At 44.3% G+C, this 12,435-nt stretch carries 10 protein-coding genes; 3 read left to right on the forward strand and 7 right to left on the reverse strand.

All coding sequences use genetic code 11. From position 1 onward, the window contains the following. Nucleotide 1: 1 nt before the first annotated feature. From ccsA to secD, 5 genes are all read right to left on the reverse strand, one after another. On the reverse strand, nucleotides 2-817 hold the full coding sequence (gene ccsA, locus NTX44_15860; GenBank protein MCX6123089.1) for a cytochrome c biogenesis protein CcsA: 816 nt from the start codon (nucleotides 815-817) through the stop codon (nucleotides 2-4). Between the two features lie 187 nt (nucleotides 818-1,004). Next, a complete protein-coding gene (locus NTX44_15865; GenBank protein MCX6123090.1) occupies nucleotides 1,005-1,643 on the reverse strand; it encodes a deoxynucleoside kinase in 639 nt (212 codons plus the stop codon). A 72-nt stretch (nucleotides 1,644-1,715) separates the two neighbouring features. Next, complete coding sequence (locus tag NTX44_15870) at nucleotides 1,716-2,054, reverse strand: STAS domain-containing protein (GenBank protein ID MCX6123091.1); 339 nt, start codon at nucleotides 2,052-2,054, stop codon at nucleotides 1,716-1,718. Nucleotides 2,055-2,081: 27 nt separating this feature from the next. Continuing rightward, nucleotides 2,082-3,017, reverse strand: coding sequence for a protein translocase subunit SecF (gene secF / locus NTX44_15875; protein MCX6123092.1), 936 nt, complete (start codon nucleotides 3,015-3,017; stop codon nucleotides 2,082-2,084). 87 nt (nucleotides 3,018-3,104) lie between these two features. After that, on the reverse strand, nucleotides 3,105-4,994 hold the full coding sequence (gene secD, locus NTX44_15880) for a protein translocase subunit SecD (protein MCX6123093.1): 1,890 nt from the start codon (nucleotides 4,992-4,994) through the stop codon (nucleotides 3,105-3,107). A gap of 238 nt (nucleotides 4,995-5,232) precedes the next feature. Here secD and NTX44_15885 point away from each other — a divergent pair, with 238 nt between their 5' ends. The 3 genes from NTX44_15885 to aroB all read left to right on the forward strand — a co-directional run bounded on the left by NTX44_15885 (nucleotide 5,233) and on the right by aroB (nucleotide 9,076). Next, on the forward strand, nucleotides 5,233-7,344 hold the full coding sequence (locus tag NTX44_15885; protein MCX6123094.1) for a peptidylprolyl isomerase: 2,112 nt from the start codon (nucleotides 5,233-5,235) through the stop codon (nucleotides 7,342-7,344). A 63-nt stretch (nucleotides 7,345-7,407) separates the two neighbouring features. Next, a complete protein-coding gene (locus NTX44_15890) occupies nucleotides 7,408-7,977 on the forward strand; it encodes a shikimate kinase (protein ID MCX6123095.1) in 570 nt (189 codons plus the stop codon). A gap of 4 nt (nucleotides 7,978-7,981) precedes the next feature. Continuing rightward, entirely contained in the window at nucleotides 7,982-9,076 is a 1,095-nt protein-coding gene (aroB, locus tag NTX44_15895) for a 3-dehydroquinate synthase (GenBank protein ID MCX6123096.1), read from the forward strand. A gap of 157 nt (nucleotides 9,077-9,233) precedes the next feature. Here aroB and NTX44_15900 read toward each other — a convergent pair whose 3' ends face one another. Both NTX44_15900 and NTX44_15905 read right to left on the reverse strand, forming a co-directional pair. After that, nucleotides 9,234-11,546: a PBP1A family penicillin-binding protein gene (locus NTX44_15900; GenBank protein ID MCX6123097.1), complete on the reverse strand. Its 2,313-nt coding sequence runs from the start codon at nucleotides 11,544-11,546 to the stop codon at nucleotides 9,234-9,236. A 28-nt stretch (nucleotides 11,547-11,574) separates the two neighbouring features. Further along, nucleotides 11,575-12,339, reverse strand: coding sequence for a UDP-2,3-diacylglucosamine diphosphatase (locus NTX44_15905; protein MCX6123098.1), 765 nt, complete (start codon nucleotides 12,337-12,339; stop codon nucleotides 11,575-11,577). Between the last annotated feature and the right edge of the window lie 96 nt (nucleotides 12,340-12,435).

Here is a 12,435-nt window from a genome sequence, read left to right on the forward strand (position 1 = left end):
ATCAGTAAAACTTATGGAATCCGCTAAAGAAAATATTGATAATGGTCATTGAAAAGATTGAGATCAGAAAACCGATGATGGAAAGAATCATTACCTTGCGGCCTTTCCATCCGTATCGTGTTTTCGCAATGACGAGGAATCCGTACATAGCCCAGACAAGTATGGTGCCTATGAGTTTAGGATCGAAGTAGTTTGGATTGGTGATTGCGCGGTTCAGCCAGATGAATCCGAAAAGAATAGCAATGCTGAGAAGTAAAAATGCAAGCTTCACAGCGGTGAAGGTCATTCGTTCCAAAGTCTCAAGCGTTGGAAGTTTTTTATAGACGACGCCAAACCGTGTCGCTTTCATTTCGTGGTAAAGCATCAGATACATCAAACCATAAGCACCGGCAATAGTGATAGCGGAGTACCCGAGGAGCGCAGAACTCACATGGACGCCAAAGAGAGGGCTGCGGAGAATTTCCGGAACTTCCGGTGTATCTTTGATAAAGAGAGATGAAGCAAGCTGGAAAAAAAAAGCGATGTTGAGAATGAAATAGCCTGTTTCTTTGTGCCGCGAACGAAGTTCTATGACAAAGTATGTAATGGTAATCGAGCAAGCCAGCACGGTGAATATCTCAAATATTGTGGTGACAGGCGGGTGTCGAAATAGTATTATTCTGTTTGCAAGAGAAAGAAGGTGAAGCACTATAGTGCCAATTAATATTGGTGTTTTAGCATGCTTCGCCCAGAGTTGATCGGCAAAGAATGCTTTACCATATGTCCACACCACGGCGAAATAAAAAAAGGGCAAAGAGTAATTAAATATATTGCTCACGGCGGTAATCCATAGTCTATGTTCATTCAAAATGTAGAGAAATGTTGCGGGAGAAACAAGACGATGCGGCGTCTGAATGCAATCTCGAAGGGTGGGCGCATGTGTGATGGGGATCTTGTATAAATAAAAAAAAGCGACTTCTTCTCCAGAATCACCTTCGCTCGTAACTTATTATTCACCTGCACCTTCATTCAAACAACTGCATCTGGGGCAGGTGGTCTTTTACGCTTGTGAGAATATAGTCAAGGTCTTTTTTGTTGTTGACGAAGTCGAGGTCATCGCTTTCAATAATGAGGAGCGGACCAAGTTTATAGCGGGCAATCCAATCTTCGTACAATATATTGAGCGTCTCAAGATACGAGCGCTGAATACCTTGTTCGAAATCGCGGCCGCGTTTTGAAATTTGTTTTACCAGCGTATCGACATTCGCCCGGAGATAAATCATCAAATCGGGCGGTTTGAGGTACTCCATCATTACATGAAAGAGCGATACATAGTTGGTGTAATCGCGTTCTGTCATTTTACCGATGTCGTATAAATTGTGTGCGAAGATCTCTGCATCTTCATAGATCGAGCGATCCTGAATTACCGACTCGCTCGATTCGACAATCTCTTTATGACACTTGAATCGGTTAGCAAGAAAATAGATTTGAAGATGGAACGACCAACGAGACATATCGCCATAAAAATCAGCGAGGTAAGGATTGTCATCGACAGATTCAAAGTAGGGTTTCCATTGAAAGCGTTCACCCAGCAATCGTGCCAGCGAAGATTTACCAGCGCCGATGTTTCCTGCGACCGCGACGAAAAGTGGTTGAGATGGCATTCAGTTCAGTGTTATGGAGTGTATGTGAGAAGCGAGGTTATGCGAGTGTTCATCACACTCGCATAACAGCAATTACTTGAAGGACGCGACTGCATTGTTCACGTTCTTGTGAAGATCAAACACTTTGAGCAGTTTTGTCATTTCCAACAGGTTCTCGACCTTCTTGGAAGCTCGTGCAAGTTTTAATTCACCGCCGGAGTGGCGCATTGTTGTCAACCCGCCGATAAGCATGCCAAGTCCCGAACTGTTAATAAAACTCACTGCCTTAAGATCAACGACAACATGATTCTTTTCTTCAGTGATGAGTTCGTGTAAAAAATCATTGAGGGCGGATGCATCCGGACCGCCCATCACATTGCCTTCTAATTCAACAACGGTAACGCCCTTGATCTCTTTTGTCTTAAATTTCATAGATGCCCTTTCAATTGAAAGGAAGAATTATACTGTAACCGTTTTCGCTGCTTTTCTGCGATTTCTGAAGCGCGTATAATCGAGCACAAACGCACTTGCTACATAGATCGACGAATAGGTACCCGTAACGATACCAAAAGCCATTGTGAACGCAAATCCGCGGTTCACTTCGCCGCCAAAAATCAAGAGAACGATCAACACTATGAAAATTGTACCAGACGTTATAATAGTCCGGCTCAGCGTATCATTCAAACTTTTATTCATCACATCCATCAACGGCATACTTCGATAAATCTTTTCATTCTCGCGGATACGGTCGAAAATGATAACGGTATCATTAACCGACACACCGATGAGTGTTAGAAATGCAGCAATGACTTCCTGGGAAATATCAAGATTGAGGCCCGGGACCAGGCCATTGAGAATAGAGAGAAATCCCAATGTGGTAAAGACGTCATGCACCAACGCGACAACTGCGCCAAATCCATACGCGAACTTAAATCGGATAGCAACATACGCCAGAATAGCAATAAATGACCAGAACACCGCTAACATTGCATCAGTGCGGAGTTCTTTTCCAACTTTTGGGCCGACTTTATCTTCTTTGATAACGTTGAACTTTTTATCGGCGAATGATGTCTGTATCGCGCTTCTAATTTTATCTGCAATACCTGTACCTGTGGCTTGTTCTGGTGTGTTAATAAGAATATAATTATCCGCGCCGTAGGTTTTAATTTCACAGTTCCCCAAGCCAACTTTTGTCAAGGCTGTTCGAATATCGCTTATTTCTATTTTTTGTTGAAATGCCAGCACGATTTCTGTGCCGCCCTGAAAATCAATACCATAAGTGATACCTTTAAACACAACTGAAATCATGCCGATAAGTACCATGATACTTGAAACGACATACCACATCTTCCGTTTACCGAGGAAGTCAATGTTTGTTTTCTTAAACAGTCGCATTGAAACTCATTCTCCTTTTCATAATCCATCTCCGTGCAAAACACCCGCGTTGAGTGTTCCGCGTACTCTTGTAAATCATTCGACGGCTCAACCGAAGTTCGGGTTTATGCCTTTTTCTGTCATAATGTTAAAAATAACGTGCGTGATTACGATGGCACTAAACATACTTGCACCGATACCGATCATTAGTGTCAACGCAAAACCCTGCACCGGCCCGGTTCCAAACTGATAGAGCACTAATCCAGTTAAAAATGTCGTGATATTTGAATCAAAAATTGCGGCGAACGCTTTGGAATATCCTGCATCAATTGCAGCGCGCACTGTCTTACCGCCTGCCATTTCTTCACGAATGCGTTCGTTGATGAGCACATTCGCATCAACAGCCATACCGATCGTTAAGACCATACCGGCGATACCCGGAAGTGTCAGTGTTGCTTGAAATCCTGCCATGACACCGAGGATAAAAATGATATTGAATAACAATGCGAAGTCTGCAATGGCACCGGACGTATGATAATAGAAGATCATAAACAACACGGTAAAGAGAAGAGCAATGATCATTGAGTTCATTCCGGCCCGGATTGAGTCTTCGCCGAGTGACGCTCCGACAGATCGTTGTTCAATGATGCTCACAGGGGCAGGTAATGCGCCTGCCTTGAGTACGATTTCCAAGAGACGTGCTTCATTCGGAGAATCCATTCCGGTAATGCGTGAATGGCCGCCGCTGATTTTTGTCTGCACAACCGGCGCTGAAAATATTCCTTTGTCAAGGATAATGGCAACTCGCTTGCCGATATTAGCCCCGGTGATGCGTGCCCATTCTCGCGAACCCTCACTGTTCATTTCCATGTTCACTACAGGGCGGCCGTCTTCGGGATCCACACTCGCTTGAGCGTTCACAACAACGTCACCTTTAAGCTCAGATGTTTTCTTTACTGCGTACAGAAGATAAAATTTTTGCCCATTCTGGAATGTTTGGGCTTTTGCAGCCCAGAGAAATTCAAAATCTTGCGGAATGATTTGTTGAACTTCCGGCCGATTAAGCAATCGAACAACGCGATCTTTATCTTTTTCGGCTATATATCCTTCACCGGAACCGCGCTGGTCAGGTTTTACATACATAAAGAACGGGTGTTCGCGCGCAAACTGCGCTTCCTTCGTTGTATCCGTTTCAGCAACCGCCGCCGCACCGCCGGTCAATTCGGTTAGTGCGTCTTTACGCTTTGCCGGTTCCTTCTTTTTTTCTGTAGTTGCCGCTGACGAGGCCATTGTATCGGTTTCCAATTTTCCGGTAAGGAATTTGTCAATGGATTCCATTACCCTATATGAAACCTGAGGATCCTTCAGCATTCTAAATTCCAACAGCGCTGTACCATGAAGCAACGAACGCACTTCATTTTCATCCTTCACGCCCGGCAGTGCGACAATGATACGGCGTCCGCCCTGCTTTTGAATGTTTGGTTCGGAAACGCCATACTGGTCAACACGATTTCTTACGATTTCGCTGGCGCGATCAACCGCTTTTCCGGATTCACTCTCCAACATGCTTATCACTTTAGCGTCATCATCCCGGATGCTGCCATAGTACCTGCTCATTCTTATACCGCGATCCTGGAATTTTTTAGCGAAGATAGGAATAATTGAAAGGTCGTTAGATACTGTTTCATCGTACACTTCTTTAACAATCGCCCTGAAGTTGTCATCCTTATTCTTTGCCATATCATCCAGCAACTGGACGATATTCACCTCCAGTACAACGCGCATTCCGCCTTGTAAATCCAAACCCAGCTTCATACGTTTCAGCTTTGCATCCAGCATATCATCGTGATGTTTTTCTGCATACGCGATGCTGTCCTGTCCTGAAAGCTTGCTGAGTTGTTTGCGATAGTTATAATCCTGTATGGTCGGCCACAGAAAATAGACAGCAAGGACGACAAAACAGACGGTGATAATAATTCTGGTTAGCTGATTTCTCACAAATTGTCTCCACACTTATAACATTGGTGATAAACGAAGAAACAAAGCGCGACAATATAACTCTTCGCGCTTTGCTTGAAAATTACAATCGTGAATAAATTTTCGTTTGAAAATATAACCGGATATGCCAACAAAGTCAACAAGAAAGTCATTGCATATCAAGCGATTGTCGGCTATATTTATCAGTTAAAAAAAATGCAATCTCAAGTTTCGATCAGGAAAGAGGAGTTGTTCTGATATGGCAGTCTTGAATGATATACGTGAAAAGTCTCCAAAATTTATTATTGCCGGCGCGGCAGTAATTTTTATCGTCCTCATCATTTTCGACTGGGGCTTCGATATCTCCGGACGCAAAGGGCGCGGCGGCGGTACGAGTGAAGTGCTTGGCAAAGTGAACGGCAAAGAAGTGAGCTATAAACAATTCAGCGAATTGGTGCGGCGAACAGCCGAAAACCAAAAGAAACAGCAAGGCAGCGACATCGACGATGAAACCGAACGTCAGATTCGTTCGCAAGTATGGAACCAACTTGTTGATGAAATGCTGATTGAACAGGAAATTGACCGCCTTGGTATTACGGTGACGGACCAAGAGATTCTCGATATTGTCAACGGACAGAATCCGCCGGAGTTTCTTGTTCAACAATTTAAAGATTCCACCGGTACATTTCGGCGTGACGCATACCAGCAGGCAATGAGGGATCCGCAGAATAAATCTGCATGGATTCAAGTGGAAGAAATGCTTCGTCAAGAGCAGAAACGCCGGAAGCTGCAAAGTCTTCTGCTGGCAAACGTTAATGCAAGCGAAGGCGAGTTAATGCAGCGCTTTATTGACCGCAATGTGACGATGGATGCGGTTTACGTTTTGTTTGATATCAATCGGCTCGTACCGGAATCCGCCGTCACAGTGTCAGACGATGATCTGAAGAAGCAGTACGATTTACATGCCGCCGACTTCCAAGCGAAAGCCGCACGGAAAGTTAAATATGTTTTCTTCAGTCAGACTGCATCTTCAGAAGATTCTGCGGCTGTAGAAACGGAAATAAAGCATTTGCTGGAACAAGCAAAATCCGGCGCTATGGATTTTGCCGAACTTGTAAAAACATATTCTGAAGGTCCTTCCACAGAAGCATTTTTTAAACACGGCGAGTTGAGCCAGAAAAAAGAGAGCGCAATTTTTTCTGCAAAGAAAGGCGATATCGTCGGTCCGATCAATGACAATGATGGTATTCACATTATCAAAATTCTTGACCAGCGGCAAGGGACAACAGAGTTTGTCAAATCCAGTCACATACTACTGAATATTGTTACTGGTCCGGATAGCATGAAGACGATTCAGAAAGCACGAGCGCTTCTGGTGCAAGCGCGTTCAGGCGCAGATTTTGCAAAGCTTGCTCGTGAGAATAGTCAGGATTACGGCTCTGCAATGCAAGGCGGCGAGCTCGGATGGGGGTCAAAAGATCGCTGGGTGAAGCCTTTTGCCGACGCGGCATTTAAGGCGCGTGTGGGCGATATCGTTGGCCCGGTACGTACGCAATTTGGCTGGCATATTATTAAAGTAACCGGCAAAGACAAACGCGAAGTACAACTGCTTGATCTTGTTATGAAAGTGAAGGCAAGCACGCAAACAATGGAAACCGCATTCCAGCAGGCTCAGGACTTTGGTGTTTTAGCGAAGGAAGAAGGATTTGAGAAAGCTGCTGAGAATAGTAAGTATAGAGTACAGGAAACGCAGGAATTTACAAAAACAGGATCGATTCCCGGTATTGGTCCAAACGATGCGTTGTCGAATTTTGCATTCAATAATAAAGTCGGAACAATTGCCGAACCAATTTATGTACGAAACGGCGTGATTGTAAGTAAAGTATCAAATATCAGGGAAGAGGGTATCCGGCCACTTGATGAAGTGAAAGGCGTTGTTCATGCGTTAGCCCTCAAAGAAAAGAAATTAGCAAAGATTCGCCCTGATGTGGATGCGTTTTACAAAACGCTTTCTTCTTCAAGCGACTTAATGGTCGCTGCGCAATCCAACCCGAATTTGACAGCACGTCTCACCGGTCCGTTTAAACCAATCGATGGTCCAGCCAGCATTGGACGTGATCTGAAATTTATTGGAACCGCACTTGCTATGAAGTCCGGTGAATTATCGAAGCCCTTTGAAGGCAATCTCGGTTATTACATCATAAAATTATTGTCGAAAACAGAAGTTGATAGCTCAACTTTTAGTTTGGATCGTGAATCGCTTCGAACACAACTCTTGCAGGAGAAGCGACAGCGTGTGTTAACAGACTGGCAAACAACGCTGCGCGAAAAGGCAGACATTGTTGATCACCGGGATAAATTCTTCCGATAAAATTCACGCTCGTTTATCTGAGGCGTCCCGATTTATCGAGACGCCTTTTTTTTAACGCAGAATATGAAAGATTCACAGCACGGACATAAGAAGTCGCTTATCTTCTTGACTGGATTTATGGGAAGCGGGAAGAGCACGATTGGTCCTATTCTCGCCAACACACTTGGTTTTGCGTATCTTGATGTTGATCAGTATATCGAACAAAAAACAAATAAGCGCGTGGCGGAAATATTTAGTTCAAAAGGCGAGCAGGCTTTCCGCACCTTGGAACGGGATGCGTTACGAGAGCTGACCGAACGTAAGCATTGTGTCATTTCCCTTGGCGGCGGTACAATTGCCAACGAAGAAAACTGCCAGCTTGTATTACTGAAGGGAATTCTTGTTTATCTCAAACTTTCACCGGAAGAAATTATACAGCGTGTACAGTATCGGAGCGATCGTCCGATGTTGAAGGATGTACATGGCAATCAACTCTCACCGCCGGAACTGAGGAATCGAATACGTGATCTCATGACCCGACGTGAACAATTTTATGCACGGGCCGATGTTGTGATTACAGCCGACAATATGCGCGTGGGGGCGACGGTGGATGAGATTATGAAAAACATTCACTTTATGATTGATAAGGAATAAATCTATGATTCAACGGCAGATTGATGTTGCGCTTGGCGAACGCTCGTATCCTATTTATGCTGGCACGGACATGGTCTCATCGTTTGCATCAATGTGCCGTCAGCATGGAATTTCGGATTCTCTTGTTATCATCACCGACCGGAATGCAGCGTCGTACCATCTCCAGCCGCTTCTGCGAAATCTTCAGCACTATAAATTTCAGCCAACGACTATTATTGTACCATCGGGGGAAAATCAGAAGAATCTTCATCGTGCAAACACCATTTTCACCGAACTGTTGAAAAAAAGAATTCCACGCACCTCAGCTGTTATTGCTTTAGGCGGTGGTGTGATTGGTGATCTGGCCGGATTTGTCGCAGCAACGTACAAGCGCGGTATTAAATTGGTGCAAGTGCCGACAACATTACTTGCTCAAGTTGACAGCTCCATCGGCGGAAAGGTCGGCGTCAATCATCCGCTGGGGAAAAATATGATTGGTGCGTTTCACCAGCCAGTGTTTGTGTGGATGGATGCTCATTACCTCAAAACATTGCCACCGCGAGAAATTATCTGCGGTCTTGGCGAAGTGCTCAAATACGGCATTATCCGCGATGCAGCGTTGTTTGGATTTCTTGAATTGAATTTGGAAAAAACTCTCCGTCTCGATACCGAAACGGTAATATATGTACAGATGCAGTGTGCAGCAATCAAGGCAGAAATTGTAACGCAGGACGAGAAAGAATCTGGTATCCGTATCATTCTTAATTACGGGCATACAATTGGTCATGGACTGGAATTTGCTGGTCACTACAAACAGATGAAGCACGGTGAAGCAGTTTTACTCGGCATGCTAGCTGAAAGCTTTATCGCCAAAGAGATGAAATTGTTAGATGCAGATTCCTATAAGCGTATCGTTGCACTCATACGTCGCATTCCGATGAAAACGAAATTCTCTATGTTAAAAATTGCCGATATTCTAAATGCTATAGGACGCGATAAGAAACACATTGGCTCTCAACAGCGTTTCGTCTTGCCAATAAAAATTGGAGAAGTGAACGTCATTGATACTGTGACCCCGACACTGATTCAAAAAGCTGTGAAAGAAATACTTAAAAAATGAGTACGGTATCTTTTCCGTATATCTTGTTATTTTAAACTGCAGGAGAGCATTTGTTTGATAAAAGGCGAAGGGAAAGTAAAATTTCCTTTTTAGATGTCTAAACACTTTCCGGACTGAAGCGAATAGCAAAAGTCGGACATCTTTTATGTTTTTCTCACTACCAGTTTATCTTGCTTTTCTTTCGAGTGTCTTCGCCTTCTTTGCCCTGATTCCAATCTGCGCTCGTGTGTTTATCGCACAATCCAAGGGGATATTTAGCATTGAAAATTTCTGTCGTCTTGTTCGGACACCACTCGCGCGCTTTCTTCTTCGTGTCCGCACAAATTGTGTCGGTTATAATTCCTTCCGGTTGAACAAAAATTTCCTGCGTTAATCCAATATCGGGATCTTCATACGTCTTTTGCATAAATAATCCGAAGATTGGTGCTGCTGCCCTGCCGCCCTGACCATCTGAACTTATGAAGCGTATGCGCGCATCATCGAAGCCCACCCATACTCCGGCAACCAGTTGCGGAGTAAAACCGACAAACCAAGCATCGGCATAGTTGTCTGTCGTTCCGGTTTTACCAGCGCATGCGCCAGTGAAATACGATCGCACTCGTGTTCCTGTTCCACTATTTACTACGCCCTTAAGCAGGTCGGTTATCAGATACGCAGTCTCTTTGCTCAGGACTTCCTTTTTATCGGGAGAATTATCTTCAATAACATTACCGTCACTGTCTTCAATGCGGATGACGGCGATAGGCGAGACAAGCACGCCTTCGTTGTCATACACGCCGTATGCCGACGTCAATTCCAATGGTGAGACTTCTGCAGTGCCAAGTGCGAGAGATTCGTACGCCGGTACGGGTGATGTGATGCCCATACGATGTGCATACGCCGAAACTTGTGCGGCGGGAGCGATCTCCAAAATGACACGAACAGTTACAAGATTGATAGAATGTTTTAATGCTTCACGCAGCGTATACTTGCCACCGATGTCTTTCTCAAAATTTTCCGGCGCCCAGCGAGTTCCATCAGGCATTGGTATGGTGACAGGTTGATTCAACACTTCATAACATGCCGGATATCCGTTATCAAGCGCAACGGTATAGACGAATGGTTTAAACGCAGATCCTGGCTGACGGTGAATTTGTGTAACATGGTTCAGTCCGTACTTGAATGCACGGTAATTGCGTCCACCGACCATCGCTTTAATTTTTCCGTTGTGCGGATCAAGAACAACAAAACCGACCTCGATCGTCTGCGCTGCTTTCAATACTGAGTCGATAAACGTACGGCTGGTGCGAAGTGCGTTGATAATGCTGTCCCGCATACTGGCATTGCGTGATTTTTTATACGATTCATCTTCGCGGATTGCCTTGTTGATGACGTCATTCATGATTTCTGGATGTTCTTTCCAATTCCACGTCGCATCAAACGATTGTTGAAAATCCTTCAAATGTTCTTCGATGGCCGAGATCGCGTACCGCTGCATCCGGCTGTCGAGAGAAGTATAAATACGCAGGCCGTCACGGTAAATGTCGTAACCATGGGCTTCGGCTTTTTTCAGAAGCTGCTGTCGAATCCATTCTACAAAGTGCGGTGCAATGCCAGAGCGAAATTCTGATCCGATCGATTTCAAATCCAAAGAATCAGCACGGACTTGCTGTGCTGTCTCTTCCGTGAACAATCCTTCTTTTACCATCTGCCCAATGACAACATTGCGGCGTGCGAATGCACGGTCGGCGTGTAGAAATGGATCATAGTAACTTGGCCCTTTAAGCATACCGATAAGCAACGTATACTCTGGTAGCGTAAGTTCTGCAGCGGGCTTCCCGAAATACATTTGTGCGGCGGATTCGATGCCGTATGCTCCTCTGCCAAATCCAGAGATATTCAAATAAAATTCCAAGATTTCATTTTTTGTATAACGCCGCTCGATTTGCACTGACGTCAAAAATTCCCGGATTTTTCGCGTAATTTTATCAAACATCGTTTCGTGTCTGATCTGAAGGCCGTAGAGATTCCGTGCAAGCTGCTGCGTGATAGTGCTGGCACCTGCTTGCCGAAATGTAACGACATTAATCACCATTTGGCGAATGAAACGCGGCAAGTTGACGCCCCAATGGTTGTAGAAATCTTTATCCTCGGTGGCGATAAGTCCTTTAATTAATCCCGGGGGAATTGTGTTGAGTGCAACGCGTGTCCGATTTTTGTATGCAAACTGGTCCAGTACTTCGCCGTCGGCGGAATAAATTTTTGTTGCCAGTTCAGGTTTTGGATTTTCTAACTGTTCGAGAGTCGGCAATCCGTTTACAATATACACGGAGTACCATGTGATCAACGCGGCAATTACAAAAATGCCACCGAAAATAACGAAGTATTTCTGGTTAAAATACCGCTTGTTGAGCTTCATATTTCCATGCCGGTACTCAGGATCGTTGAAGTACCGCTCCATTTTTTCGGAACTAAATTTTTTATCGGCCATATTGTTGAATTTGTTTCAAATACATAAATCAATCTACCCACTTCTTCAGCTTTAATTTCTTGCCATCGAAGACTGCGTACGTGTTCTCAAAAATCCAGTCGCCAAGATTGACGTACACACCGCTCTCAATTGTTTGGCACGATGGAACATGGTTGTGTCCCATGATCACATAGTCGAATCCTTCTTTTATCTTGCGGGCGGCAAAATCTTCCATTCCAGTGCTCTCGTACGTCCTGTTGCTTGTGTACTGGCGGCTTGTCTTCGATGACCACCGTGCAAGCCATCCTGCAATATCCGGATGAAGGAGCGAAAAGAGAAAGATATTCGTTTTGCTGCGTAATATTTTTTTGAGAATCTTGTAACCGAGGTCGTCCTTCAGCAAACCGTCGCCATGATGAATGAGAAACCGCTTACCGAAAATTTCTGCCTCAACAGGATTAAAATGTATTTCCATACCGAGTTCATCACGGAAGTAATTTTTCACCCAAAAATCATGATTGCCCGCGATAAAGTACAAAAGAATGCTCTGTTCCGTTAACTCCGCAAATTTTGCAAAGAGTCGGAAATATTTTTTGGGAACGACAGTCTTATACTCAAACCAGTAATCAAATAAATCACCCACTATATAAATTTGCGATGCATCTTGCTGAATAAAGTTTAAAAAACGAATAAGCCGCAATTCTTTCTGACGATCTTCTTCGTTTGAACCGAGACCGAGATGAGCGTCTGAGAAGAAATAAATTTTTTGTCGCATAGGTGACTTTTGCGGCTGCCGAGGTTTCGTTGTCTTCATCGTGTTTGCCTATTGCAATTAGATACCGAAAAATTGAAGGAAAATCAAGAAACGCTTTCTGTTCGCTACCTTGCATCTCGAAACTGATTTCTTTAT

This window comes from Ignavibacteriales bacterium (assembly GCA_026390575.1).
GTDB lineage: Bacteria > Bacteroidota > Ignavibacteria > UBA10030 > UBA10030 > Fen-1298.

Excerpts from the sequence above, each read along its gene's own strand:
- NTX44_15885 (MCX6123094.1), top strand. The coding sequence starts at position 5,233 with ATGGCAGTCTTGAATGATATACGTGAAAAGTCTCCAAAATTTATTATT.
- NTX44_15890 (MCX6123095.1), top strand. The coding sequence starts at position 7,408 with ATGAAAGATTCACAGCACGGACATAAGAAGTCGCTTATCTTCTTGACT.
- secF (MCX6123092.1), bottom strand. The coding sequence starts at position 3,017 with ATGCGACTGTTTAAGAAAACAAACATTGACTTCCTCGGTAAACGGAAG.
- NTX44_15870 (MCX6123091.1), bottom strand. The coding sequence starts at position 2,054 with ATGAAATTTAAGACAAAAGAGATCAAGGGCGTTACCGTTGTTGAATTA.
- aroB (MCX6123096.1), top strand. The coding sequence starts at position 7,982 with ATGATTCAACGGCAGATTGATGTTGCGCTTGGCGAACGCTCGTATCCT.
- NTX44_15865 (MCX6123090.1), bottom strand. The coding sequence starts at position 1,643 with ATGCCATCTCAACCACTTTTCGTCGCGGTCGCAGGAAACATCGGCGCT.
- NTX44_15905 (MCX6123098.1), bottom strand. The coding sequence starts at position 12,339 with ATGAAGACAACGAAACCTCGGCAGCCGCAAAAGTCACCTATGCGACAA.
- NTX44_15900 (MCX6123097.1), bottom strand. The coding sequence starts at position 11,546 with ATGGCCGATAAAAAATTTAGTTCCGAAAAAATGGAGCGGTACTTCAAC.